The following is a 25,539-nucleotide window of genomic DNA, read 5'->3' as shown; positions in this document are numbered from 1 at the left end:
ACACGTCCTACCCTGGACCGTATGGCGCGACTGCACGTGGTCACCGGTAAGGGGGGCACCGGGAAGACGACTGTTGCGGCTGCCATGGCACTCGCACTGGCCGAGGAGGGCAAGCGCGTCCTGCTCGTCGAGGTCGAAGGACGGCAGGGGCTCGCTCAGCTCTTCGACGTACCGCCGCTCCCGTACGTCGAAACCCGGATCGCCCAGGGGCCCGGTGGGGGCGAGGTGTTCGCGCTGGCCGTCGACGCCGAGGCCGCCCTGCTGGAGTACCTCGACATGTACTACCACCTCGGCCGAGCCGGGAAGGCGCTCGAGAAGGTCGGCGCGATCGACTTCGTCACCACGATCGCTCCCGGGCTGCGCGACGTACTGCTGACCGGCAAGGTCTACGAGGCGACGCGGCGGAAGTCGCACGGACGGCTCGCGTACGACGCCGTCGTGCTGGACGCACCGCCGACCGGACGGATCGCGCCGTTCCTGAACGTGAACCACGAGGTCGCCGGGCTGGCCAAGGTCGGGCCGATCCGCAATCAGGCGGACGCGATCATGGGCATGCTGCGGTCGGACGTGACCCGGATCCACCTGGTGACCCTGCTCGAGGAGATGCCGGTCCAGGAGACGCTCGATGCGGTCGAGCACCTCGAGGCACTCGATCTGCGGATCGGGTCGATCGTGGTGAACATGGTCCGCAACAGTCCGCTCGACGATGACGCGCTCGCCCTGGCGGTGAAGGAGAAACTGCCGATCACCGAACTCACCAAGGGCCTGCGATCGGCTGGGCTCACGGGCGGCGCCGGGCTGGCGAGGACGTTGGCGACCGAGGCGCGCGACCACGCGATCCGGATCGGGCTGGAACGCGAGAACCGCGACCGGATAGATGCCTTAGGCAAGAAAGTGATCGAGCTGGCGCTGCAGCCGGAAGGGATCGACCACGGCGCCCTGGTCGACCTGGCCGAGGAGCTAAGGACATGACAGTGCTTTTGGCCGGGCCTTCGGCGCCGGCAGGGTCACGGGGCCTTGCCTCCCGGCCTTCCCTCGTCGCTCCAGTCGCTTCGCTCCCTCCGCTCCTCAGTCCAGGCCGGGAGGCCCCGTGACCGCGCTCGATCTGGATGCGTTGATTGATGATCCGTCGACGCGGATTGTTGTTACCTGTGGTGCGGGTGGGGTTGGGAAGACGACGACCGCGGCGGCGCTGGGGCTGCGGGCGGCGGAGCGGGGGCGGAAGGTCGTCGTACTGACGATCGACCCGGCTCGGCGGCTGGCGCAGTCGCTCGGGCTGACCGAGCTGGACAACACGCCGCGGGCGGTCGCCGAGGTCGACACCGGGAACGGCGGCCGGCTGGACGCGATGATGCTGGACATGAAGCGCACCTTCGACGAGGTGGTGCTCGCGCACGCGACGCCGGAGAAGGCCGAGCAGATCCTGGCGAACCCGTTCTACGTCGCGCTGTCGTCGTCGTTCGCGGGGACGCAGGAGTACATGGCGATGGAGAAGCTCGGGCAGCTGCACAAGCAGGCGGAGCGGACCGGCGACTGGGACCTGATCGTCGTGGACACACCGCCGTCGCGGTCGGCGCTGGACTTCCTGGACGCCCCGGAGCGGTTGGCGTCCTTGCTGGAGGGACGGTTCCTCAAGCTGCTGCTGGCTCCCGCTCGCGGGCCGTTCAAGTTGATGTCCGCCGGCGTCAACATGGCGATGTCCGTGCTCAACAAGGTGCTCGGAGCCCAGGTGCTGACCGACGTCCAGACGTTCGTCGCGGCCTTCGACACGTTGTTCGGGGGATTCCGGGCGCGGGCCGAACAGACGGTCGCGCTGCTGCGTGAGCCGCACACGGCCTTCCTCGTCGTGGCCGCGCCGCAGAACGACGCGTTGCGGGAGGCGTCGTACTTCGCCGAGCGTTTGCGGGCCGAGCGGATGCCGCTGGCCGGCGTCGTCCTGAACCGGGTCACGAACACCGACGTACCGGACCTGTCGTCGGAGCGCTCACTGGGCGCCGCCGAGCGGCTGGAGGAGGCGGACAAGTCGCCGCTGACGGCCGCCGTCCTGCGGTTGCACGCGGACAAGATGCATCAGGTCGTCGGCGACCACAAACGCGCCGACCGGTTTCGCCGGAGCCACCGCGCGATCCCGACCGCCGAGGTCCCGGCCCTCGCCGACGACATCCACGACCTCACCGGTCTACGCCACATCGGCGACCTGCTCACCGCCTGAGGTCGGCCGGCCACGTTTTCACCCACAGCGAACGCCGGGAATGACCTGGTGGGGGCTGTGGTTGAGCCTGTCAGACTCAATCTTGTAAAGGGTGTGACAGCGTGACCGATACGTTGAATCTTCCTGTTCTGCCGCTGGACGACGTCGTGGTCCTGCCGGGAATGGTCGTGCCGGTCCGACTGGCCGACCCCGAGGCCCGGGCCGCGATCGACGCGGCGCAGGCCTCCGGCCAGGACCAGGTACTGCTGGTGCCGCGGCTGGACGGGAAATATGCCAAGGCCGGGACGCTCGGTGAGATCGAGCAGATCGGCCGGCTGCCGGGCGGTGCCCAGGCGGCCGTGATCCGCGGGACCCAGCGGGTCCTGATCGGCGCCGGGACCACCGGTCCGGGTGCCGCGCTCTGGGTGGGCGCGACTGTTCTGCACGAGATCACCGACGCCCGTTCGGCGGAGCTGGCTCGTGAGTACAAGACCCTGATGACCTCGGTGCTGCAGCGTCGCGGCGCCTACCAGGTCATCGACTCCGTGAAGCAGGTCGACGACCCGGCGGAGCTGTCCGACCTGGCCGGCTACGCCTCGTACCTCAGCAATGAGCAGAAGTCCTGGCTGGTCGAGAACGCCAACGTCACCGAGCGGCTGGAGAAGCTGATCGGCTGGGTGAAGGACCACCTGGCCGAGCTCGAGGTCTCCGAGACGATCCAGAAGGACGTCCAGGAGGGCATGGAGAAGCAGCAGCGGGAGTTCCTGCTGCGCCAGCAGATGGCCGCGATCCGCAAGGAACTGGCCGAGCTGGACGGTAAGGCCGAGTCCGAGGAAGAGGACTACCGGGCCCGTGTCGAGGCGGCCGATCTGCCCGAGCACGTCCGCAAGGCCGCGCTCGCCGAGGTCGACAAGCTGGAGCGGACGTCCGAGCAGTCCCCCGAGGTCGGCTGGATCCGCACCTGGCTGGACACCGTCCTCGAGCTGCCGTGGAACGAGCGCAGCGAGGACAGCTACGACATCCGCGAGGCGCGGGCCGTGTTGGACGCGGACCACGCCGGTCTGGATGACGTGAAGGAGCGCATCACCGAGTACCTGGCCGTACGGCGCCGCCGCGCGGACCGCGGTCTCGGTGTGGTCGGTGGACGCCGCAGTGGCGCCGTGCTGGCCCTGGTCGGTCCGCCTGGTGTGGGTAAGACCTCGCTGGGTGAGTCCGTGGCGCGTGCGATGGGACGGAAGTTCGTCCGCGTCGCTCTGGGTGGTGTGCGGGACGAGGCCGAGATCCGCGGTCACCGGCGTACGTACGTCGGTGCGCTGCCGGGCCGGATCGTCCGGGCCATCACCGAGGCCGGTTCGATGAACCCGGTGGTGCTGCTGGACGAGATCGACAAGGTGGGTGCGGACTACCGGGGTGACCCGACCGCCGCGCTGCTCGAGGTGCTGGACCCGGCGCAGAACCACACCTTCCGGGACCACTACCTGGAGGTCGAGCTGGACCTGTCCGACGTGGTCTTCCTGGCCACGGCGAACGTGCTGGACTCCATCCCGGCGCCGCTGCTGGACCGGATGGAACTGGTGCAGCTGGACGGGTACACCGAGGACGAGAAGGTCGTCATCGCCCGTGACCACCTGCTCCCGCGTCAGCTGGAGCGGGCGGGCCTGACGGCGGACGAGGTCGCCTTCGACGACTCGGCACTGCGGCTGCTGGCCGGCGAGTACACGCGTGAGGCCGGCGTACGGCAGCTGGAGCGGGCGATCGCTCGAGTCCTGCGGAAGGTGACGGCAAAGCTCGCCCTGGGCGAGGACGCTGGTTCGCTGACCATCGGATCCGGTGAGTTGAAGGGCTACCTGGGCTCACCGAAGTTCACTCCGGAGTCAGCCGAGCGTACGGCGCTCCCAGGCGTGGCGACCGGGCTTGCGGTGACTGGTGCGGGTGGTGACGTGCTCTTCGTGGAGGCGTCGCTGGCCGACAAGGAGACCGGCCCAACCGGAGTCACGCTGACCGGACAGCTCGGTGACGTGATGAAGGAGTCGGCGCAGATCGCCCTGTCGTACCTGCGCTCGCATGGCGCGGAGCTGGGGCTGCCGGTCGGCGACCTGGCCGAGCGGAATGCCCACATCCACGTGCCGGCCGGTGCGGTCCCGAAGGACGGGCCGTCGGCGGGTGTGACGATGACGACGGCGCTGGCGTCGCTGCTGTCCGGGCGGCCGGTCCGCTCGGAGGTCGCGATGACCGGTGAGGTGTCGTTGACCGGACGGGTCCTCCCGATCGGTGGGGTGAAGCAGAAGCTGCTCGCCGCGCACCGGGCTGGGCTGACCACGATCCTGATCCCGAAGCGGAACGAGCCGGACCTGGAGGACGTGCCGGAGTCCGTGCTCAAGGAGCTGACGGTGCACCCGGTCAGCGATGTCCGCGAGGTGCTGGATCTGGCGCTCGTACCGGCGCAGGTCGAGGCACACCAGTACGCCGCCTGACCGTCGTACAACCGGAGGGCCCGAGCAGTTTGCTCGGGCCCTCCTCCTTTTGGATGAACTTTGTCCAGACACCGTGATGGAACTCACATTCGCAGCGGTAACCCAAGATGCCGGTCCCGTAGTCTCTATAACCATGCGCGTCAGGGAGAAGGACGACCGGGGAGTCGTCCAATCGGTGGTCCTGTTCCTCGGGGTGAGCGTGCTGTCGGGGGCCTTGGCCGCCGGTCTCGCCATCCCGTTCGCCGGGTTGGCCGGCTTCACCACCGAGAAGACTTCCGACACTCTGCAAGACCTGCCGCAGCAGTTCGACGAGGTGCCGCTCAAGCAGAAGAGCACCATCCTGGCCGCCGACGGTTCGCTGATCGCCACCCTGGCCGAGCAGAACCGGGTGCCGGTCAAGCTCAGCCAGGTCGCGCCGATCATGCAGAAGGCGATCGTCGCGATCGAGGACGACCGGTTCTACGAGCACGGCGCGCTGGACCTCAAGGGCACGCTGCGGGCGCTGCTGCAGAACAAGTCCTCGGGCGGGATCCAGCAGGGCGGCTCGAGCATCACCCAGCAGTACGTGAAGGTGAGCCTGGTCGAGAAGGCGAAGACGCCCGAGGAGGTCGCCGAGGCGACCGCCGACACGTACCAGCGCAAGGTCGCCGAGCTGCGGTACGCGATCGCGGTCGAGAAGGAGTACTCGAAGAACGAGATCCTGGAGAAGTACCTCAACCTGGCGAACTTCGGCGACGGTGCCTGGGGCATCCAGGCCGCCGCGCAGCACTACTTCTCCGTGAACGCCTCCCAGCTCACTCTGCCGCAGGCCGCACTGCTGGCCGGCCTGGTGAAGAACCCGACCGGTTACGACCCGACCAACAACCCGACGCGCGCCAAGGAGCGCCGCGACGTGGTCATCAAGCGGATGCTCGAGCTCAAGGTCATCTCGGCCACCCAGGCCAACTCGGCGCTGAAGACCCCGGTGATCGACTTCGCCAAGGTCCGCCCGAACAAACTCGGCTGCGCCAACGGTCCGTACCCGTTCTACTGCGAGTACGTCGTCTCCCAGCTCGAGGACAACCCGGCCTTCGGCAAGACCAAGACCGACCGCGCGAACTTCCTCAAGACCGCCGGCCTCACGGTCCGGACCTCGCTCGACCCGAAGATCCAGAAGGCCGCGCAGCACTCGATCGACGTCCACTCCAAGGCCACCGACTCCGCGATCGCCGCGATCACGATCGTCGAGCCCGGGACCGGCCTGGTGAAGGCGATGGTGCAGAGCAAGCCGTACGGCGGCAAGAAGAACCAGACGTCGTACAACTACAACGTCGAGAAGTCCTACCCCGGCGGGTACGGCGGCTTCCAGAACGGTTCGACGATGAAGGCCTTCACGATCGCGGCCGCGATCCAGAAGGGCTTCCCGCTCAACTACAAGATCAACGCGCCCAACCAGATCGACCTCAGCGGCAAGAAGTTCAGCACCTGCAACGGGACGACCTCCGACCCGGACTACACACCGAGCAACTCCACCCAGAACGTCCCCGAGCCGACGATGATCCAGGCCGCACAGAAGTCGACGAACACCTACTTCCTGCTGCTGTCCCAGCAGACCGGTCTCTGCCCGATCGCCAAGATCGCCGCGTCGCTGGGGATGTACGACGCGCAGACCGGCGACGCCCAGACCGCCAGGCCGCTCGACCAGGTCGTGTCGATGACTCTCGGCGTCGGCTACGTGACCCCGCTGCAGCTGTCGAGCGCGTACGCCGCGTTCGCCGCCCGGGGCATGTACTGCACGCCGTGGCTGGTCACCACGATCAAGAACGCCGCCGGCAAGTCGATCGCCACCCGTGGCGCCGACTGCAAGCAGGCACTGGCCCCGGAGGTCGCCGACGGCGTGAACGCCGTACTGCACCAGGTCATGCAGAAGGGCGGCACCGGCGCGAAGCTGAACTTCGGCAAGAGCGACCTGGCCGGCAAGACCGGAACGATCACCGAGAACAAGGCCGTGTGGTACGCCGGTTACTCGACCAAGCTCGCCGCCGCGTCGGTGGTGGCCGACGCCTCGCTGCCGTACCGGAACCTGATCGGTCAGACGCTCGGCGGCAAGAAGATGTACGACGCGTCCGGCTCGGGCACCGCCGGACCGCTCTGGCAGACGGCGATGCAAGGCGCGCTGCAGGGTTATCCGACCACGCGCTTCACCGCGCCGTCGGACACGATCTCGCGCGGCAACGTGAAGGATCTGCCGTTCGTCAACGGGATGAACCCCGACGACGCCGCCAACAAGCTGCGGCAGGCCGGGTTCGACGTCGAGATCGCGCCCGGCACGGTCAACTCCGAGGAGACCGCCGGCACCGTCGCCTACACCAGCCCACGCCAGCGCGACGGCGCCCCCGAGGGCTCGAAGGTCACGATCTTCGTCTCCAACGGCAGCCAGCAGAACCAGCCCAACACGACGAAGCCGCCGAACACCACCAAGCCCCCGGGCACTCCCACCACCATCAACCCCAACTGCCCACCCTGGAACCCGAAGTACCCCAACTGCGGCGGCCGCGGCCACGGCTGACAGCCATGACCGCAGAGGCCGCGACGCTAGGCGCCGAGCTGGCGCTTGACCTCGGCGGAGACGGCGCCGCCGTCGGCTTTGCCCTTGACCTTGGGCTGGAGGGCGCCCATGACTTTGCCGATGCCGCGCGGGCCGAGTTCGGCGGCGCCGGTCGCGGCGATGGTCTCGGTGACCAGGGCTGCGATCTCCTCCTGGCTCAGCTGCTCGGGGAGGTACTCGGCGAGGATGTCCGCCTCGGCCTGTTCCTTGTCGGCCAGTTCGGTCCGGCCGGCGTCGCGGTAGGCGACGACGGACTCGCGCCGCTTCTTCGCCTCCGAACCCAGGACGTCGACGATCTCGGCGTCGGAGAGCTCGCGGGCCTCCTTGCCGGCCACCTCCGCCTTGGTGACCGCGGTGAGCGCCATCCGCAGAGTGGACTTGCGGATCTCGTCGCGCGCCTTCAGGGCGGCGGTCATGTCGTCGTGCAGGCGCTGCTTCATTCCGGAGTTGGACATGACCATGATTGTGGCAGGCTGGTGAAATGACGTTGCGCGGGCTTGTCAACACCACTCTGAAGACCACGGCGGTCGTCGGTGCCGTGGGTGCCGCCTGTGTCGCGTACGCGGCCGCCGTCGAGGTGCGCTGGTTCACACTGCGCAGAGTGACGGTGCCGGTGCTGCCGGAGGGTTCCGAGCCACTCAGGGTGCTGCATCTGTCCGATCTGCACCTGATGCCCACCCAGGAGCGCAAGATCAACTGGGTCAACAACCTGGCCGCACTCGAGCCCGACCTGATCGTGAACACCGGCGACAACATCTCCCACGAGCGTGCGGTCCAGCCACTGCTCCGTGCGTACGGCGATCTGTTCGACCTGCCGGGAGTGTTCGTGTTCGGGTCCAACGACTACTGGAAGCCGCACTTCAAGAACCCGGGCAAGTACCTGCTGCCCGCACACAAGCAGCGGCACAAGCCGCACGGCCCGGACCTGCCGTACGAGGAGATGCGCCGCGCGTTCACCGGGGCCGGCTGGACCGACCTGAACAACGCCAAGGCGACCCTCAAGGTCAACGGCCTGCGCCTGGACTTCGCCGGGACCGACGACCCGCACATCAAGCGCGACCGGTACGACGAGGTCGCGGGTGAGGCGGACCCCACGGCCGACCTGTCCATCGGCGTCACGCACGCGCCGTACCAGCGCATCCTGAACGGCTTCGTCGGCGACGGCTACCCGCTCGTCCTGGCCGGCCACACCCACGGCGGCCAGCTGGCGGTGCCGTTCTACGGCGCCCTGGTGACCAACTGCGACCTGGACACTTCCCGCGTGAAGGGCCTGTCCACCTGGGGCCACGGCGGCCGCCAGGCGGCTCTGCACGTGTCGGCCGGCCTCGGCACTTCGCCGTACGCGCCGGTGCGTTTCGCGTGCCGGCCGGAGGCGACGCTGCTCACTCTCGTCCCACGGATTAACCCGATTTCGTCCCCACGGTCGTCGCATGTAAGCTAACGGCGATTCGGGCTGTGGCGCAGCTTGGTAGCGCGCTTCGTTCGGGACGAAGAGGTCGCAGGTTCAAATCCTGTCAGCCCGACCACACGAAAGAGGTCCCTCGGTGAGGGGCCTCTTTCGCTGTTCTCCTACTCCTCCGTCTGCGGGGCCGCGGCTCGCGGGTCCGGACCGGTTCCACGGTCGCTCGCCGGCGAGCTCGACTCGACCAGCTCCGGCTCCGGCGCGGCGGCGTACTGGGTCAGGTTGTCCCCGGTGGCTGGGTCGAAGACGTGGATCTGTGCGTTGTCGAACCACAGGTCCGTCACGCTGCCGTCGGTGACCTTGCTCTGGGCGCCTAGGACGACGACCAGCTGGGTGCGCATCTGCTCGCTGTCCAGCTCGCGCTGGAGCTCCTTCAACTGCAGGGTGACGTCCTGCGGAGCGTCATACGGGATGTAGGCATACAGCTCGTTGCCGAGCCACTCGGTCACGTCCACGTGCGCTGTGAACGTTTCCCCGCCCGCCCGGGCCGCAGCATCCACGCCGGAGGAGTCCTCGAAGTCCTGCGGGCGAATGCCGACGATGACCAGCTCATGTCCGGCCGTCCCGGCGAGCCGGTCGGTGACCCCGATGTCGCCGAGCGGGGTCTCGATGGCGCCGTCTTTCACCCGGCCCGGGATGAAGTTCATCGGCGGCGATCCGATGAACCCGGCGACGAAGAGGTTCGCGGGAGTGTCGTACAGCTGGTGCGGGGTCCCGATCTGCTGCAGGACGCCCTTGCGCAGGACGGCGATCCGATCCCCCAGCGTCATCGCCTCGGTCTGGTCGTGGGTGACGTACACGGTCGTGGTCCCGAGCCGGCGCTGCATCCGGGAGATCTCGGTCCGCATCTGGCCGCGCAGCTTCGCGTCCAGGTTGGACAGCGGCTCGTCGAACAGGAACGCGTCGGCCTTGCGGACGATCGCCCGGCCCATCGCGACCCGCTGCCGCTGGCCGCCGGACAGGTTGGCCGGCTTGCGCTTCAGGTGCTCGGTCAGCTCGAGCACGTCGGCGGCCTCCTCGACCCGTCGTGTCACGTCGGCGTCCGACATGTTCTTCAGTCGCAGCGGGAACGCGATGTTCTCGAACACGTTCAGGTGCGGGTAGAGCGCGTAGTTCTGGAACACCATCGCCAGGTTCCGGTCCCGCGGCGCCTTCTCGTTGACCCGTTCGCCGTTGATGAGCATGTCGCCCTCGGTGATGTCCTCCAGGCCGACGATCATCCGCAGGAGGGTCGACTTTCCGCAGCCGGACGGCCCGACCAGGATGATGAACTCTCCGTCGGCGACCTCGATGCTGATGTCGTCGACGGCCAGGAATCCGTCCGGGTACCGCTTGACGATGTTCTTCATATTGATGGTTGCCACAGTCGGACATCTCCTTCCTGAGCGGGCGATCAGCCCTTGACGGCGCCCGCGGTCAGACCGGCGACGATTCGGCGCTGGAAGAGCAGCACCAGGATGACGACGGGGATGGTGACGACCACCGAGGCCGCCATGATCGCGGTGACCGGCGACTGGAACTGCGAGGCGCCGGTGAAGAACGACAACGCCGCCGGGACGGTCCGGGCCCGGTCGGTCGAGGTGAGCGAGATCGCGAGCAGGAACTCGTTCCAGCAGAAGAAGAACGTCAGGATCGTGGTGGTGAACACGCCGGGTGCGGCCAGTGGCACGATGACCTTGCGGAACGCCTGCCAGGCGGTCGCCCCGTCCACCTGTGCGGCCTGCTCCATCTCCCAGGGGATCTGCCGGAAGAACGCCGACATGGTCCAGATCGACAGCGGCAGGGCGAAGGTGAGGTAGGGGATGATCAGGCCGGCCCAGGTGTCGTAGATGCCGAGGTTGCGCCACATGTTGAACAGCGGCCCGACCAGCGCGGCCTGCGGGAACATGGCGATCGCCAGCGCCATCGACAGCAGGAGTTTCTTACCCGGGAACTCCAGCCGAGCGATCGCGTACGCGGCGAACATCGCGACGATCACCGACAGCAGGGTCGCGATGAAGGCGATGCCCACCGAGTTGCGCAGCGCGCTGGTGAAGAGGCTGTCGCTGAACACGGTGTCGTAGTTCGTCCACACCCACTTCTCGGGGAAGAACGTCGGCTTCGCGCTGCGGAACGTGGCCGGGTCCTTGAACGACAACGACACCATCCACAACATCGGGAACAGTGCCCAGACCAGGATGAGCAGGCCCCAGCCGGTCCACCAGTACTTCGCGTTCCGGTTCATCACTTGTCACCCCTCACCTGCGAGAGGTCGGTCTTGAAGCCCTTGACGAACAGGAACGCGATGATCACCACGCTGAAGAACAGCAGCACCGAGATCGCCGAGCCGACGCCGAGATTCAGCAGCGTGACGTTCTGCCGGTAGGCGAGGAAGGACAGCGTCTCGGTCTTGTTCGCACCGGCCGTCATGATGAACGGGTTGTCGAAGATCCGCCAGGCGTCCAGGGTGCGGAACAGCAGCGCGACCATGATGGCCGCCTTCATGTTCGGCAGCGTCACTCGCATCAGCCGCTGGCGGGCGGTGGCGCCGTCGACGGACGCCGCCTCCTGCAGGTCCCACGGCACCTGGACCAGGCCGGCGAGCAGCAGCAGCGAGATGAACGGCGTGGTCTTCCAGATCTCGGAGAAGATGATGACGAACAAGGAGGACCAGCGCTGGCCGAACCAGTTGTAGTCGCCGAGGCCGAACCACTGGTTGATGAACCCCGAGTCCAGCTGGAACGCGTACCGCCAGATGTAGGCCGACACCACGGTGATGATCCCGTACGGGAGCAGGATCCCGGTGCGCACCAGCGATCGGCCACGCAGGATCCGGTACATCACGAAGGCGAACGCGAAGCCGAGGACGAGCTCGATCCCGACGCTGAACGCGGTGATGATGAAGGTGGTCAGGAAGTCGCTCCACCAGACCGGGTCGGTCAGCACGGTTCCGTAGTTCGCCAGGCCGACGAAGGAGCGCCCCTCCGGGTCGGTCAGCCGGTAGTTGTACAGCGACAGGACGACCGCGTACACCAGCGGGTAGGCGGTCACCACGATCATCACGACGAAGGCGGGCGCGGACAGCCAGAGTCCGAGCCGTCGTTCGTGCCGGGTGCGGTCCGACATCCGCGCCGGAACCGGTGCGGCCGACGGCGTCGTGGCCGGGAGCGTCGCCGTGTCAGGTTGATCGTTGACGGCCATCGGTCCCTCCCTAGGACGATTCGGGTCGGCTCAGAGCAGCCGATCTCCGCTCAGGACCTCGCGCATGAACTTGTCGGTGTCCTCCGGTGTCGCCGGAGCACGGACGTCGGTCCCCGGGTGCCAGGTGATCTGCACCGACGTGGAGACGTCGTTGTAGTACGGCGTGATCGGCCGCGGACCCGCGTCGTTGATCGAATCCCGGATCAGCGGTGCCATCGGGAACGCCTTGCGCACCTGGGGATCGTCGTACGCCGCTGCCTTCGCGGCCGGGTTCCCCGCGTCGACCATGTACTGGATGCTGCTCTGCAGCGAGGTCAGGCACTTGACCAGGGCCAGCGCCTGGTCGGGGTACTTGGTGTACGCGCCGATGGCCAGGTTGATGCCACCGAGCGGCGGCTTGCTGGGCATCTCCTCGACGACCCGCGGATACCGTGCCCAGCCGATGTCGTCGACCACGGCCTGCGTGGTCGCGCCGGCCTTCACGTCGGCCGACGCCGCGCCGTACACGTACGGCCAGTTGACCATGAACCCGCCGCGGTCGCTCTGGAAGGCCGAGCGAGCCTCTTCCTCGGTCGCGTTGGACATCGCCGGCGGTGCCGCGGAGGACCGGGCCAGGTTGCCGACGACCTCGGCGGCCGCGTCACCGGCCGGTGAGGCCATCGACGGCGTCGCGTTCTTGCCCGCCTGCACGTTGGTGACGATCTGGCCACCGGCCGAGACGACCAGCGCGTTGACCCAGACCATGTAGCCCTCGTACCGGTTGGCCTGGACGGCGATCACCTTGTTCTCGGCCTCCGCCGCCTTGATCATCTGGTCCCAGGTAAAGCCCGGGGCGGTCGGGTCGACCCCGGCCGCTGCGGCCGCCGACTTGCGGTACCAGAGCAGCTGGGTGTTCGCCCAGAACGGCGCCGCGACCAGCTGGCCGTTCCAGTACGCCGTCTTGATCGGTGCGGCCAGGACGCCGTCGGTGAACGTCGCCTCGTCCTGCTTGCTGAACGGGCGCAGGAACCCGGCGTTCGCGAACTCGGCCACGAACGGCGGGTCCAGGCTCATCAGGTCGATCGAGCTGTCCTTCGCGGCCAGGCGGCGTACGAGTTGCTCGCGCTGCTGGGACGCGTCGTTCGGCAGCGTCTGGATGTCCACCTTGTACGGGCCGCCCGCCGGCGCGCACTTCTCGGCGAGCCGCGCCTGTCCACCGTTATCAGGATTGATGTACCAGTTGAGCGTGGGCGTGCCGTTGTCCTGCCCGCACGCAACAAGGAGCGGCAGGGCGAGAGCGGCCGCAGCCACGTAGGTCAAACTCCCCCGGAGCCTTCTCGACAGCCGAGTTCGAGCCACCCGTCGACCACACATGACATCGCCCCCTCGCGATGTGGTCCTAACTGATAATCCACCCGGCCGCTCAGGTGCGCTAGTCCTCCATGGCCTCGGCGAGGGAGTGGGGCGGGCGGACCTTGGCGAAGGTGAGATTGCCGGCGGGCATCATCCAGGTCATGACGTGGACGGCGAGGCGGCCCGCTCGGACCGCGGGGTCGGCTTCGGCGTGGGCGCGGGCGGTTTCCTGGTCGACGGACCAGATGGAGAAACCGCGGAAGCGGTCGTCGTCCTGGTCGGTGAGGGGTCCGCGGGCGAGGACCAAGCCGCGCTCCTGCAGGCCGGCGCCGTACGCCAGATGGCGGTTCTGGAGCTCGGTGGCCTGCTCGTCGCTCAGGACCGGCGGGTCCGGGCGGAGCGTCAGCACGATCACGGTGTACCGGTCGAAGCGCATGATCGAAAAGTAAACCTGTTCGGGTTACCCGCCTAGGCTGGACCGCATGCAGCGCGTGGATCTGGGCGAAATGGATTACGAGGTCGCGGCGAAGGAGATGCGCGACTGGGTCGAGGAGCGGGTGGCGGGAACGGCCGAGGATCGGCTGTTCCTGCTGAGTCATTCGCCGGTCATCACGTACGGGCCCCGGACCGTGCTGGGCGATCTGCCGCCCGAGACGGCGGGGATCCCGGCGGTGGCGGTCGACCGCGGCGGGTTCGCGACGTACCACGGGCCCGGGCAGCTGGTCGGGTACCTGGTGATCGATCTGAAGTCGCGCGGTCCGGTCGACATCGTGCGGTGGGTCGAGAACGGGCTGATCGACGCACTGGGATCGCTCGGGTTCCCGCTCGTACGGCGGGACACGCCGAAGGGAGCGAGCAGCCTGGTCGGGGTGTGGACCGAGGACGGCCGGAAGCTGTGCTCGATCGGGATGCGGATCCGGCGCGGCGTGACCAGCCACGGCTTCTCGGTGAACGTCGACCCGGACATGACGGTCTTTCACACGTTCACGAGTTGCGGCCTGCACGACGTCACGATGGTCTCGCTGGCCGAGCTCGCGGCGGAGCGTGCCGTGCCCGTCCCCACCGACGCGATGGTGCGGGATGCGATCGCGCACTCCCTCGGGGCCGCGTAATCCCGATAGCCTGCGGCAATGAGCCAGGAGGATGCGGACGAAGGACGGTACGACGCACCACCGTTGCCGCCGGCTTTGATCCTCGCCGTGGTCGGGTTGTTGTGCGGGTTCGCGACGATCGCGCTGGTGTGGCTGAGTGAGCGCAGTTGCGAGCGGTTCCGTGACACGACGAACTGCGGTGCGCTCGGGCTCCCGCTGCTGGTGCTGATCGTGGCCGTGACCATGGTGCTCGGCGGGCTTGCGCTGAGCCGGCTGTCGATGCCGAGCCCCCGGCTGGTCGCGTTCCTCGGGGTCGCCTTCATGCTGGCCGTCGTACTCGCGTTTCTGACGGGCTATCTGGACTCGCCGTGGATCCTGGCCGTCGTACCGGTTCTGACTCTGATCACCTTCCTGCTCGCCAATCTCGTCGCCCGACTGCTGGAGCGTGCCGATGCCTGACCTGCCCGTCTACGAGTGCCCGCGGACCACAACTACAGGCGCGCCGAACCTCGACGGCACCCTGACCGACCCCGCCTGGGACGTCGCGCCCTGGACCACCGACTTCGTCCCGATCGCCGACGGTCCGGCGCCGCGGTTCCGGACCCGGGCGAAGCTGATGTACGACGACCAGTACCTGTACGTCGGCGGGCTGCTCGAGGAACCGCACGTCTGGTCGACGATGACCGAGAAGAACAGCAAGCTCTTCCACGAGAACAACTTCGAGCTGTTCCTCGACCCGGACGGCGACGGGCAGAACTACTACGAGTTCGAGATCAACCCGCTCGGCACGATCTGGGAGCTCACCCTGCCCAAGCCGTACGTCGACGGCGGTGTACCCATCGACCCGACCAACCTGCCCGGGCTGCGCACCGCGATCCACGTCGACGGGACGGTCAACGACCCGTCCGACGCCGACACCGGGTGGTCGACGGAGATCGCCGTACCGTGGGCCGATCTGGCGTCGTACAACGAGGGCCGGGCGACCCCGCCGAACCCGGGTGACGAGTGGCGGATGAACCTGATGCGGTGCCAGCACCCGCACGAGGTGGTCGACGGCGCGTATGTGAAGGGGCCCGAGCTGGAGTTCTGGGTCTGGTCGCCGCAGGGCGTCGAGGATATGCACCTCCCGGCCCACTGGGGCGTACTCCGTTTCTGACCCGGTGACATGACGTTCACACGGCCGAGTAACAATGAGTTACGTGGACTCAGGGGGCTCAGGCGATCTGCACAGCCTGGAGGGTGACCAGGTCGTCAGCGCGATCGAGCGTGCGTGCGAGAGCGACCTGAGGACCGCCCTCCGGCTCGTTGCGCGCTACTCGGCGTACTGGTGGTCGCACGGGCTTCAAGACGAGGCTGCGGCCGCTGCGGAGCGAGTGCTCAGCATGCTGGGCCGGACTGTCCCGGTCGGGCTGGACGAGGAGTACCTGCTCGCTGTGCTGCACGGCGCCGCATCGGCCGAGCAGGCGCAGGTCGAACGGGCCCAGCAGATCGTGCTGGAGTCGACCGGGCCGTTCCGGTACTCCGTGACCGTGCTGCTGTGGTCACTGGTGTTCGGACCGTTTGAGCCCGTCGGCGTGGTCCAGGACGTGCTGGAGCGCAACGAGACCGGTGACGCATGGGCCCGCGCAGCCGTCGAGCTGTGCCGCGGGTATCCAGGTCTGACCACAGTGCCCCCCGCCGAGGCCGCACAGGCGCTGCGTACGGCGTTGGGACGCTTCCGCATGCTCGAGGACGCGTGGGGCACGTTCCTGGCACTCAGCGCGCTCCGGCAGACCGTGGACGAGCCGCTGGACCTCACCACCGAGGCACTGGCGCTGGCGGAGCAACTTGGGTTGGAAGAGGAGACCGGCGTACTGCTCTGCCAGCGTGGTGACCTCTACCGCGCACTGGGCAAGCTCGAGGACGCTCGCGAGGACTACAGCCAGGCGCTGGACGTCAGTGAGCGCGCTGACCTCCCAGAGACAGCCGCGGCGGCGCGCATCGGTCTGGCACGGACGGCACGGTACTGCGGCAATCTCCCGGCCGCCCGGGCACACCTGTCCGCGGTGCTGGCCTTCCCCGAGCTGGAAGACGCTCACTTCGAGGCTCTGCACGAGCTGACCGCGCTGAACGCGTCGGAAGCCTCCGCATAGCACCGGACCACATCTGCGGGTGGTACGCCGCCACACGTGTGGTAGCGGCCACATCGCGGGAGTCGTACCCGGCTGGTTAGAGTCGGGAGCTAACCGGCACAGAGACTGCAACGGAGCAGCTGATGGACAAGACGTACGACTCGCCGCGGGCCGCGGTCGACGACATCGGCGACGGCGCGAGCCTCGCGGTCGGCGGCTTCGGGCTGTGCGGTAATCCGATGGAACTGATCACCGCCCTGCACGACAAGGGGGTGAGCGGGCTCAGCGTGGTCTCGAACAACTGCGGTGTCGACGACTGGGGCCTGGGCATCCTGCTCGCGGACAAGCGGATCGCCAAGATGACCTCGTCGTACGTCGGGGAGAACAAGGAGTTCGCCCGGCAGTTCCTGCACGGGGAGCTGGAGGTCGAGCTGACCCCGCAGGGCACGCTGGCCGAGAAGCTGCGGGCCGGCGGCTGCGGGATCGCCGCGTTCTTCACCCTGGCTGGTGTCGGGACTCAGGTCGCCGACGGTGGGCTGCCGCAGAAGTACAACGCCGACGGCACCGTGGCGAAGGCCTCGGCGGCCAAGGAGACCCGGGAGATCAACGGGACGACGTACGTCCTGGAGGAGTCGATCACCACCGACTTCGGCCTGGTGCACGCGCTCAAGGGTGACACCCACGGCAACCTGGTCTTCGACCGGAGCGCGCGCAACTTCAACCCGCTGGCGGCGATGGCCGGCCGGGTCACGATCGCGACGGTCGAGGAGCTGGTCCAGCCTGGTGAGCTGGACCCCGACGAGATCCACCTGCCCGGCGTCTACGTCCAGCGAGTCGTTGCTGTCGGCAAGGACATCGAGAAGCGGATCGAGAAGCGCACCGTGCAGCCGAAAGGGGCCTGAACATGCCACTCACCCGTGAGCAGATGGCGGCCCGCGCCGCGGCCGAGCTCGCCGACGGCGAGTACGTGAACCTCGGCATCGGCCTGCCGACGCTGGTCCCGAACTACATCCCCGACGGCGTCACCGTCGTACTCCAGAGCGAGAACGGCATCCTCGGCGTCGGCCCGTACCCGGTCGAGGGCGAAGAGGACCCGGACCTGATCAACGCCGGCAAGGAGACCGTCACGACGCTGCCGGGCGCCTCGTTCTTCGACTCCGCGCTCTCCTTCGGGATGATCCGCGGCGGCGCGATCGACGCGGCCATCCTCGGCGCCATGCAGGTCTCGGCCACCGGCGACCTGTCCAACTGGATGATCCCCGGCAAGATGGTCAAGGGCATGGGCGGCGCGATGGACCTGGTGCACGGCGCCAAGAAGGTGATCGTGCTGATGGAGCATGTCGCCAAGGACGGCTCGCACAAGATCCTGACCGAATGCGACCTGCCCTACACCGGTCGCGGCGTGGTGAACCGGATCATCACCGACCTCGCCGTGCTCGACATCACCGACGACGGGCTGCAGTTGGTCGAGCTCGCAGACGGCGTCACCTTCGACGAACTGCAGGAAAAGACCGGGGCACCGATCAAGCAGTAAATGAGACAGGTTGCGTTCAGGTCCCGGAAAAACCCTGTCATACCTGGCGAAAGTCAGGTATGACGGGACGGGTGGAGCTGGATGTGCTGGTCATCGGTGGGGTGGGGATCGACACGATCGTGCGGGTGCCGAGCCTGCCACTGAAGGACGTCGACACGATCGGGGTGGAGCCGATCGAGTCGTACCTCGGCCACACCGGACACGGTGTGACGCTCGGCTGCCACCTGCTCGGCCTGCGCGCGGGCCTGGTGGACGTGATCGGCGACGACCCCGAGGGCGACCGCATCCGCCGGACGTACGACGAACTCCGTCTCCCCCTGCACGTCGCTATCCACCCCAGCGGAACTCGCCGGTCCGTAAATCTGGTCGCCCCGGACGGCCGGCGCCTCGCCTTGTACGACGGGCGGCAGCCGGCCGGGCTCCGCGTCGACCCGGACCTCTGGCGGACGAACGTCGTACACGCTCAGCATGTGCATGTCTCGATCATGGATTTCGCGCGGTACGCACTGGGCGACGCGATCGCGGCCGGCTGCACGGTCTCGACCGACCTGCACGACTGGGACGGGCGGAGCGACTACCACAAGGACTTCGCGACCGCGGCCGACATCGTCTTCGTCTCCACCAGTTCCCTGGAGCCTGACGGGGTCGACTGGATCTTCGCCAACGGCCGGGCCGAGATCGTCGTCGCGATGTCGGGTGCCGACGGCAGCTACCTGTACGTCCGCAACCATCCCGCCCGGCACGTCCCGGCGATCTCCCTCCCCGATCGCCCGGTCGTCGACACGAACGGTGCCGGCGACGCCTACGTCGCCGCCTTCCTGGCCCGCTACCTCGACGGCGTCGACTGGTACGACGCCGCCCTCGCCGGCACCATCGCCGGCGCCTGGTCCTGCGGCTCCCCCGGCACCCACACCAACCTCATCACCGCCGAACAACTAGCCCTCCAAACCCGGAAACACCTCTAGTCAGGATCGGGTCATCGGAGGGTGGAGGATGGTGGCTGTGCCGCGGCGGAAGAGTTGGGCCGGGCGGCCGCCGTCCCGGGTAGTGGTGGCGCCGACAGGTTCGACGAAGTCGGGGGTTTTGGTGACCTTGCGGTGGAAGTTGCGGGGGTCGAGCGGCGTACCCCAGACGGCTTCGTAGACGCCGCGCAGCTCGGAGATGGTGAACTCGGGCGGACAGAAAGCCGCCGCGAGTGGTGAGTACTCGAGTTTGGCCCGGGCGCGCTCGACCCCGTCGGTCAGGATCCGGTGGTGGTCGAACGCGAGCCGGCCGGGATCATCCAGCACCTCCGCGACGTCGACCCAGCCCGCGGACGCGGCGTCCGATCCTGCGACGGGCGCGGGCAGATCCGGGACCAGGGCCAGGTAGGCGACGCTGACGACCCGGCCCCGCGGGTCGCGATCGGGAGCGCCGTACGTCGCCACTTGCTCGAGGTGGATGCGGTCCGACGACAGGCCGGTCTCCTCCGCGAGCTCGCGACGCGCGGTCGACTCGAGGTCCTCGTCCGGCCGGACGAAACCACCCGGCAGCGCACGGCGACCCCGGTACGGCGCGATGCCGCGGCGGATCAGCAACACCTGGAGGCGGCCGTCGCGGACGGTCAGGATGACCAGGTCGGCGGCCAGGCCGAGCGGCTCGAAGTCCATGACCTCATTTTAATCGTCACCTTGACGAGAAGTCAGCCGGCCCCTTATCGTCAGACTGACGACAAAGAGGAGAACGACCGATGGCAGACATCACCCGGTTCCGTTTCATCAGCCACCTGCGGGCCAACCCGACCACCCACGTGCGGCACCTGCGCAACGGCAAGGTCGCCCACGACGGCGCCGGCCAGGCGTTCTGGTTCCGCGCGCTGAACTCGTCGCTGAGCGAGATCCCGATCGACGACCGCGAGCAGCCGCTGCTGTTCCACGGCCGGACGCAGGACTTCCAGGACGTCGCCGTGCAGGCGACGGTGACGTACCGGGTCACCGACCCGGCGCTGGCCTCGAGCCGGCTCGACTTCGGGATCGACCCGGACACCGGACTCTGGCGAGCCACTCCGCTGGAGCAGCTCGGCGGACTGCTGACCGAGCTGGCACAGCAGACGGCGCTGGACCTGCTGGCCCGGATGTCGCTGACCGAAGCGTTGTCGGAGGGCATGACCGCGCTGCGGCAGGCGGTCGGCACGGGCCTGCGCGCGGATCAGCGGCTGACCGGTCTGGGGATCGGTGTCGAGGACGTCCGCGTGGTCGCCGTCCGGGCCGAGCGGGATGTCGAGAAGGCACTGCAGACTCCTACCCGGGAGATGGTGCAGCAGGCCGCGGACAAGGCGACGTACGAGCGTCGCGCGATGGCGGTCGAGCGGGAGCGGTCGATCGCGGAGAACGAACTGCAGAACCAGATCGAGCTCGCCCGGCGCGAGGAGCAACTCGTCAACCAGCGCGGTCAGAACGAGCGACTCCGCGCGACCGAGGCCGCCGCGGCCGGGCAGATCGAGACTGCCGCCGCGGCCGGACGTCAGCGTGCGATGAGCGAGGCGGAGGCCGACGCCAAGCGGGTCATCGGCGCGGCCGAGGCGGCCGCCGAGAAGGGGATGCTCGACGCGTACGCCGAGCTGGACCAGGGAACCATCCTCGCGATGGCGATCAAGCAAGGTGCATTGCCGGAGATCGGCACGCTGAACCTGACGCCCGACCTCATCACCCCGCTGCTGACCAGGCTGACTTCCGGGCAACCGGTATGAGTCTCCCACCGAGGGCGGTGATCGTGCATCGGACGACCGAGCTCACCGAGCTGGTCGCCCGGCACGGGACCCGGCAGCAGGCCGGCTTCTTCCTGGCCGGCCGCGGCCGGGACCTGGCCGAGCTCGATGCCCGGCACCAGGCGCAGCAGGACGCGCTGGCCACGGTCTCGGCCGCGATCCCGCTGGACTGGCGGCGGGCCGTTGCTGAGCGCAACGACCTCGACCGGTTCGGGTTCGGGCCGGAGGATGTGGTGATCGCGGTCGGGCAGGACGGCCTGGTCGCCAACGTGGCCAAGTATCTGGACGGGCAGCCGGTGATCGGGATCAACCCCGAGCCAGCCCGGAATCCCGGCGTACTCGTGCCACACGAACCGGCCGCGATCGCCGAGTTGCTGGCCGTGCCCCAGGTGGCGGCCCGCACGATGGTTGCCGCGAGTACCGATGACGGTCAGCAGCTGATCGCGCTGAACGAGGTGTACGTCGGCCACCACTCGCATCAGTCCGCGCGCTATCGGCTCCGCTCACCGGATGGGTTGCCGGAGCGGCAGTCGTCGTCCGGGATCCTGGTCGGCACCGGTACCGGGTCGACCGGCTGGTGCCGGTCGGCGTGGCAGGAGCGGCGCAGCCCGCTGGCGTTGCCGACGCCGACCGATCCGGCGCTGTGCTGGTTCGTTCGCGAGGCCTGGCCGTCACCGGCGACCGGGACCGACAACACCGAGGGACTGCTGAAGGCCCCGGACACGTTGACGATCACCGCCGAGTCCGACCTGGTCGTGTTCGGCGACGGCATGGAGTCCGACACCCTGGCGGTCGGCTGGGGTCAGCGCGTCGAGATCGGCGTCGCCTCGGTCAAACTGCACCTTGTTGTCTAGATCTCCCGCGACGGCTGGATAAGCAGGTTCGGCAGGTTGACCTCGCGTGGGCGGCTGACGACGTACGCGATCAGGTCGGCGACCTCGGCGGCCGGGACCGCCGGCAGAGTAGTGCGCAGATCGTCGACCATCGACCGGAGCTCGGCCGGGAAGTCGTCGGCGAGCTCGGTGCCGTCGACCATGCCTGGCTCGAGGTTGGTCACCCGGATGCCTTCCCCGGCGAGCTCGGTCCGCAGTGCGCGGGTGAGGTGGCTGACGCCTGCCTTCGAGGCGCCGTACGCCGCCATCCCGGGCAGGTAGCGATCCGCAGCGATCGACGAGACGTTGATCAGATCGGTGGTTCTCGTGGCCGCCGACCGTTTCAGTGCCGGCAGGAAGGCATGCGTGACGTTGAGAACGCCGGACAGATTGACGTCGACGGTACGACGCCAGTCCGCGGCGGGCGCGTCGCCGAACGGGACCACCTTCATCAGGCCCGCGTTGTTCACCAGCAGATCCAGGTCACCGAAGTGCTTGTGTACGTGCGCCGCGGCCAGAGCCACGGAGTCCGCGTCGGTCACATCCGCTGGTACGACGAGCGCCGTACCGCCGGACTCGGAGATCTGGGCGGCGACCTTCTCCAGGCGGTCGCGGCGGCGGGACAGGAGGGCAACCGAGGCGCCGTCGGCGGCGAGCCGGGTGGCGATGGCGCCGCCGATTCCGCTGGCGGCGCCGGTGACAAGTGCGATGCGATTCATGCCTCCACACTCCGGCGGACGGGCGGGCCGGAGAAGATCCGCTTGCACCGTAGGTCTGGCAGTACCACCCGGGTCGTTGGAGGGCCGGGGATACTGGTCAGGTGAGTGCGCGACCGCAGCTGGGAGAGTTCCTGCAGACCCGCCGGGCCCGGGTGCGTCCGCAGGATGTCGGACTCCAGCCCGGTCGCGATCGGCGCGTCGCCGGACTGCGTCGTGAAGAGGTCGCCCTGCTGGCCAACGTCAGCGTCGATTACTACATCCGGCTCGAGCAGGGCCGCGCCGAGAACCCGTCCGTCGGGGTGTTGAGCGCGGTTGCCGACGCCCTCCAGCTGAGCACCGCCGAGCGGGATCACCTGCGCTCGCTGGCCTGCGCGGCTCCACCGGCCGTTCCGCCGCGAGCCGACGTACGCCCGCAGTTGAAGGCGATGATCGAGGCGATGCGCGATGTCCCGGCGATCGTGGTCGACCGACTGAGCAACGTGCTGGCGTGGAATCACGGCGCCACCGCGGTGATCGCGGACTTCGACGACCCGCAGAAGCGGAACCTTGCCCGCCTGTACTTCCTGAATCCGGAGGCCCGAGAGTTCTACGCAGACTGGGAATCCGTCGCACGAGATGCTGTCGCGTTGCTCCGGCGGGCCTCGGCGGAGTACGCCGACGACGCGGAGCTGGCGGCACTGGTACACGAGCTCCGCACCGCCAGCCCCGACTTCGACCGCTTCTGGACCACCCAGAACGTCCAGAACCGCACCCACTGCCCCAAACTCCTGAACCACCCGGCCGTCGGCCCCCTGACCTTCTCCCTCGAGTCCCTCCAACTCCCGGGCGAAAACCCCCACCACGTCATCACCTACACCCCAGCCGACCCCACAACCCAGGCCGCGCTAGAAACCCTCCTTGCAGCTCAGTCGCCGTTGGCGACGTCGTAGATCGGGATCGGAACCCAGCGGAAGTAGACCGGGTCGTCGAACGGGCCCGGGACCTCACCGCGGGACTGGATCACCGTCGACAGGCCGTTCGCGTGGCCGACGGCGTACAGGTAGCCCTTCTTGGTGTCCTTGTCGATGCCGAGCAGGAGCGTGCCGTACTGGCCGCACCCCATCGCCGACAGCGTCTCGAAGCCCTGCCAGGTGCGGGTCCGGACCTGCTTGACGATCGGCTTCATCGGCGACGTCAACGGGATCCGGATCGTGTACAGCGCACCGCCGCGGGTGTTCGCCAGGAACGTGTCGTACGTGCGGGTCTTCGCGATCAGCGTCATCGTCTTGACCGCGGAGAAACCGGCGTAGGAGCCGGTCGCGCGCCAGCCTCCGCCCGTGTTCCAGCGGAACAGCACTCCGTCGTTGCGCAAGGCGTAGGCGTTCGAGTGGTAGACCATGGGCTTTTGGCCGGATGGGCTCTCGTACTCCGCGGTCTCCAGGAAGGTGAACTTGCTCCAGCCACCGCCGATCCGCCGCAACTGCTGCGGGAGGCTCGGGTCGATCTCGCCGGTGCCGTCGAGCGCGTAGCTACTGGCGTAAAGCCCGTCGCCGATGACGACGTACCCGTAGCGGTCGATGCCGGCGATGTTCGGTTCGACCGTCTGGCGGGCGCTGAGCCGGATCTGGCCGGGCTGGTACACCCCGTCGGTGGCCCCCTTGTCTGGCACGGTCGGCGGGACGGTCGCGGTCGGATCCGAGGACCCGTGCTGTCCGGTCGCGGTCACCGAGCCCAGCCAGACCCAGCACGCCTCAGCGGCCGCCGCGGTGATCTTCTTGTTCGTGCCCGGCACCGTCGCGCCCGGGCCGATCGGGTTCGGTCCTCGTGCGTACGCCGCCGCCGGCGCCAGCGCGCCCACCGCCAGCACCGCACTCCCCGCCCAGGCCACCATCCGTCGCTGCATGTCCCCAGTCCCCTCGAGTCAGTGGATCGCCTCCACAGAGCTTGATACCGGGCGCACGCACAAAGTTGCGGGCGAAGTGCAGCGACGTCGGAGCGGATCTGGAGGTGCTCGGCACCAAGGCCGTGATCGACTGGCTGAACAACCGGGTCGCCGGGCACAAGCCGGACGGCAGTACGGCGAAGGCCGAGGCGGATTAGTTCTTGGAGTCAGCCGGCGAGCTCTGCGTAGGCAGCCACCAAGGTGGCGGAATCCTTTTCCCAGTTGAGTTCTGTGGCTGCCGAGCGGACTCCATCGGTGTAGACCGTGTAGTTCTCGATCAGGGCTCGTACGGCGGCGGTGAGGGATGCCGGGTTCCCGGGTTCGTACAAGGTGCCGAGCTTGTACTGGGTTACCACCGCGCGCATTTCGGGGAGGTCGGCGGCGACCACCGGCACCCCCGCCCGGACGGCGTGGAAGAGTTTGTTGGGGAGAGCCAAGCGGTGGTTCTCGCAGGTGTTCGTCAACGTCACGAGCGAGATCCCGTACGAGCGGAGCGTGTCGTCGACCTCGTCGATCGAGCGTTCGGCCTCCGTCTCGACAGGCCCCAGGTCCAGGCGGTAGTTCGGATCCACCGAGCCCATCAACACAGTGCGGAACGGCGCCAACCGACGCGCGGCCTCCACCAGCGTCGGCAGGTCCCGGCCGGCGCCCACGCGACCGGCGTACAGCAGACCTTCCGGCTGGTCCAGCGCAGGCGGTACAGCGGAAGGCCGCGGGAAGGTATTGCGTACGACGCGAACGTCCGGCAACCCCCGTGAATGCAGCCGAGCCGCGATCCCGTCCGACACGGTGATCACGAACCGCGCCTTCGAAGCCAGCGAAACCTCGTACCGCCGCCCGCGAGCACGCCACAGCGGCGTCGGCCGCCCCGGCAGTGCCCGGTCGAACCACAGCTCATGAGTGTCGTAGACCAGCGCCGCCGACCACTTCTCGGCGTACTCGGCGGCGAGCTCCAACGTGTTGAAGTCATGCGCGTGCACGACGTCGAACGGCCCCGCGTCGGCCACCTGGGGCGCCGCCGCGATCCGCCACTGCTTCTCGGTCCGGTCCCGGTGTTCCGGCAGCAGCAGCCACCGGCCGAATCGCTGGATCAGCACCTTCGGCCCGTTCCGGCCGTGGCCGACCGCGAGTCCGCCGTTGCCCGTCCGCAGCCCGGCCGAGCGGGACACCGACTCGACCGTGACCCCGGGTCCGACCTCGAAGCCCTCGGGGACATCGCGTCCGATCACATGAATCGTGTGACCGGCCGCGACCAGAGCCATTGCCTCTCGCAGAATGCGCGAGTCCCCGGCGATCGGGGACTGCGCGATCATCAGAAT

At 68.3% G+C, this 25,539-nt stretch carries 25 protein-coding genes and 1 tRNA gene; 16 read left to right on the top strand and 10 right to left on the bottom strand.

The annotated features are described in order from the left end of the window. Positions 1-21: 21 nt before the first annotated feature. The 4 genes from AB0E63_RS11770 to AB0E63_RS11755 all read left to right on the top strand — a co-directional run bounded on the left by AB0E63_RS11770 (position 22) and on the right by AB0E63_RS11755 (position 7,213). Positions 22-972 carry an ArsA-related P-loop ATPase gene (locus AB0E63_RS11770; protein ID WP_360364426.1) on the top strand — a complete coding sequence of 317 codons (951 nt, stop codon included), beginning with the start codon at positions 22-24 and terminating at the stop codon, positions 970-972. 118 nt (positions 973-1,090) lie between these two features. Next, the gene (locus AB0E63_RS11765; RefSeq protein WP_360364424.1) at positions 1,091-2,212 is read left to right on the top strand and encodes an ArsA family ATPase; all 1,122 of its coding nucleotides are present in this window, start codon (positions 1,091-1,093) and stop codon (positions 2,210-2,212) included. 101 nt (positions 2,213-2,313) lie between these two features. Continuing rightward, positions 2,314-4,665 carry an endopeptidase La gene (gene lon / locus AB0E63_RS11760; protein ID WP_360364422.1) on the top strand — a complete coding sequence of 784 codons (2,352 nt, stop codon included), beginning with the start codon at positions 2,314-2,316 and terminating at the stop codon, positions 4,663-4,665. Positions 4,666-4,798: 133 nt separating this feature from the next. Further along, a complete protein-coding gene (locus tag AB0E63_RS11755) occupies positions 4,799-7,213 on the top strand; it encodes a transglycosylase domain-containing protein (protein ID WP_360364420.1) in 2,415 nt (804 codons plus the stop codon). A 26-nt stretch (positions 7,214-7,239) separates the two neighbouring features. On the opposite strand, the gene AB0E63_RS11750 is transcribed toward AB0E63_RS11755, so the two are convergent. Then, entirely contained in the window at positions 7,240-7,707 is a 468-nt protein-coding gene (locus AB0E63_RS11750; RefSeq protein WP_360364418.1) for a GatB/YqeY domain-containing protein, read from the bottom strand. 26 nt (positions 7,708-7,733) lie between these two features. On the opposite strand from AB0E63_RS11750, the gene AB0E63_RS11745 reads away from it, so the two are divergent. Then, complete coding sequence (locus tag AB0E63_RS11745) at positions 7,734-8,693, top strand: metallophosphoesterase (RefSeq protein ID WP_360364417.1); 960 nt, start codon at positions 7,734-7,736, stop codon at positions 8,691-8,693. 8 nt (positions 8,694-8,701) lie between these two features. Beyond that, positions 8,702-8,778: transfer RNA gene (locus AB0E63_RS11740), tRNA-Pro, on the top strand. Between the two features lie 43 nt (positions 8,779-8,821). On the opposite strand, the gene ugpC is transcribed toward AB0E63_RS11740, so the two are convergent. The 5 genes from ugpC to AB0E63_RS11715 all read right to left on the bottom strand — a co-directional run bounded on the left by ugpC (position 8,822) and on the right by AB0E63_RS11715 (position 13,662). Further along, on the bottom strand, positions 8,822-10,078 hold the full coding sequence (gene ugpC, locus AB0E63_RS11735; protein WP_360364415.1) for a sn-glycerol-3-phosphate ABC transporter ATP-binding protein UgpC: 1,257 nt from the start codon (positions 10,076-10,078) through the stop codon (positions 8,822-8,824). Between the two features lie 29 nt (positions 10,079-10,107). Continuing rightward, positions 10,108-10,938 (bottom strand): carbohydrate ABC transporter permease, encoded by an 831-nt coding sequence (locus tag AB0E63_RS11730; protein WP_360364413.1) that lies wholly within the window; start codon positions 10,936-10,938, stop codon positions 10,108-10,110. Beyond that, complete coding sequence (locus tag AB0E63_RS11725) at positions 10,938-11,894, bottom strand: sugar ABC transporter permease (protein WP_360364411.1); 957 nt, start codon at positions 11,892-11,894, stop codon at positions 10,938-10,940. The genes AB0E63_RS11730 and AB0E63_RS11725 overlap by 1 nt, the downstream gene beginning before the upstream one ends. Before the next feature lie 30 nt (positions 11,895-11,924). Next, complete coding sequence (locus tag AB0E63_RS11720) at positions 11,925-13,184, bottom strand: extracellular solute-binding protein (RefSeq protein ID WP_360364410.1); 1,260 nt, start codon at positions 13,182-13,184, stop codon at positions 11,925-11,927. Positions 13,185-13,305: 121 nt separating this feature from the next. Next, positions 13,306-13,662, bottom strand: a complete 357-nt coding sequence (locus tag AB0E63_RS11715; protein ID WP_360364408.1) for a YciI family protein — start codon at positions 13,660-13,662, stop codon at positions 13,306-13,308. A gap of 46 nt (positions 13,663-13,708) precedes the next feature. Here AB0E63_RS11715 and lipB point away from each other — a divergent pair, with 46 nt between their 5' ends. The 7 genes from lipB (at position 13,709) to AB0E63_RS11680 (ending at position 18,927) form a co-directional block, all read left to right on the top strand. Beyond that, positions 13,709-14,338, top strand: coding sequence for a lipoyl(octanoyl) transferase LipB (lipB, locus tag AB0E63_RS11710; protein ID WP_360364406.1), 630 nt, complete (start codon positions 13,709-13,711; stop codon positions 14,336-14,338). A gap of 18 nt (positions 14,339-14,356) precedes the next feature. Beyond that, positions 14,357-14,776 (top strand): hypothetical protein, encoded by a 420-nt coding sequence (locus AB0E63_RS11705; RefSeq protein WP_360364404.1) that lies wholly within the window; start codon positions 14,357-14,359, stop codon positions 14,774-14,776. Further along, positions 14,769-15,473: a carbohydrate-binding family 9-like protein gene (locus tag AB0E63_RS11700; protein WP_360364402.1), complete on the top strand. Its 705-nt coding sequence runs from the start codon at positions 14,769-14,771 to the stop codon at positions 15,471-15,473. Before AB0E63_RS11705 ends, AB0E63_RS11700 begins: the two co-directional genes overlap by 8 nt. 43 nt (positions 15,474-15,516) lie before the next feature. Next, positions 15,517-16,449, top strand: coding sequence for a tetratricopeptide repeat protein (locus AB0E63_RS11695; RefSeq protein ID WP_360364400.1), 933 nt, complete (start codon positions 15,517-15,519; stop codon positions 16,447-16,449). A gap of 122 nt (positions 16,450-16,571) precedes the next feature. Next, positions 16,572-17,330: a CoA transferase subunit A gene (locus AB0E63_RS11690; protein WP_360364398.1), complete on the top strand. Its 759-nt coding sequence runs from the start codon at positions 16,572-16,574 to the stop codon at positions 17,328-17,330. A gap of 2 nt (positions 17,331-17,332) precedes the next feature. Continuing rightward, positions 17,333-17,962, top strand: coding sequence for a 3-oxoacid CoA-transferase subunit B (locus AB0E63_RS11685; RefSeq protein ID WP_360364396.1), 630 nt, complete (start codon positions 17,333-17,335; stop codon positions 17,960-17,962). A 59-nt stretch (positions 17,963-18,021) separates the two neighbouring features. Next, positions 18,022-18,927: a carbohydrate kinase family protein gene (locus tag AB0E63_RS11680; protein WP_360364394.1), complete on the top strand. Its 906-nt coding sequence runs from the start codon at positions 18,022-18,024 to the stop codon at positions 18,925-18,927. Here AB0E63_RS11680 and AB0E63_RS11675 read toward each other — a convergent pair whose 3' ends face one another. After that, positions 18,928-19,611 (bottom strand): NUDIX domain-containing protein, encoded by a 684-nt coding sequence (locus AB0E63_RS11675; protein ID WP_360364392.1) that lies wholly within the window; start codon positions 19,609-19,611, stop codon positions 18,928-18,930. Positions 19,612-19,691: 80 nt separating this feature from the next. Here AB0E63_RS11675 and AB0E63_RS11670 point away from each other — a divergent pair, with 80 nt between their 5' ends. Both AB0E63_RS11670 and AB0E63_RS11665 read left to right on the top strand, forming a co-directional pair. Next, positions 19,692-20,690: an SPFH domain-containing protein gene (locus AB0E63_RS11670; RefSeq protein WP_360364390.1), complete on the top strand. Its 999-nt coding sequence runs from the start codon at positions 19,692-19,694 to the stop codon at positions 20,688-20,690. Further along, the gene (locus AB0E63_RS11665) at positions 20,687-21,562 is read left to right on the top strand and encodes a hypothetical protein (RefSeq protein ID WP_360364388.1); all 876 of its coding nucleotides are present in this window, start codon (positions 20,687-20,689) and stop codon (positions 21,560-21,562) included. The genes AB0E63_RS11670 and AB0E63_RS11665 overlap by 4 nt, the downstream gene beginning before the upstream one ends. Here the strand turns inward: AB0E63_RS11665 and AB0E63_RS11660 are convergent. After that, positions 21,559-22,299: an SDR family oxidoreductase gene (locus tag AB0E63_RS11660; RefSeq protein WP_360364386.1), complete on the bottom strand. Its 741-nt coding sequence runs from the start codon at positions 22,297-22,299 to the stop codon at positions 21,559-21,561. The two genes, AB0E63_RS11665 and AB0E63_RS11660, sit on opposite strands and share 4 nt — an antisense overlap. Positions 22,300-22,400: 101 nt before the next feature. On the opposite strand from AB0E63_RS11660, the gene AB0E63_RS11655 reads away from it, so the two are divergent. Then, positions 22,401-23,228 carry a helix-turn-helix transcriptional regulator gene (locus AB0E63_RS11655; protein WP_360364384.1) on the top strand — a complete coding sequence of 276 codons (828 nt, stop codon included), beginning with the start codon at positions 22,401-22,403 and terminating at the stop codon, positions 23,226-23,228. Here AB0E63_RS11655 and AB0E63_RS11650 read toward each other — a convergent pair. Further along, positions 23,204-24,181, bottom strand: coding sequence for a hypothetical protein (locus AB0E63_RS11650; protein ID WP_360364382.1), 978 nt, complete (start codon positions 24,179-24,181; stop codon positions 23,204-23,206). The two genes, AB0E63_RS11655 and AB0E63_RS11650, sit on opposite strands and share 25 nt — an antisense overlap. A gap of 206 nt (positions 24,182-24,387) precedes the next feature. Beyond that, the gene (locus AB0E63_RS11645; protein WP_360364380.1) at positions 24,388-25,533 is read right to left on the bottom strand and encodes a glycosyltransferase; all 1,146 of its coding nucleotides are present in this window, start codon (positions 25,531-25,533) and stop codon (positions 24,388-24,390) included. Positions 25,534-25,539 lie beyond the last annotated feature (6 nt).

It is taken from the genome of Kribbella sp. NPDC026596 (genome assembly GCF_040638415.1).
In the GTDB taxonomy this organism is placed as follows: Bacteria; Actinomycetota; Actinomycetes; order Propionibacteriales; family Kribbellaceae; genus Kribbella.
The sequence above is the reverse complement of the archived record's forward strand: the minus strand, read 5'-3'. Positions and strand labels throughout refer to the sequence as shown.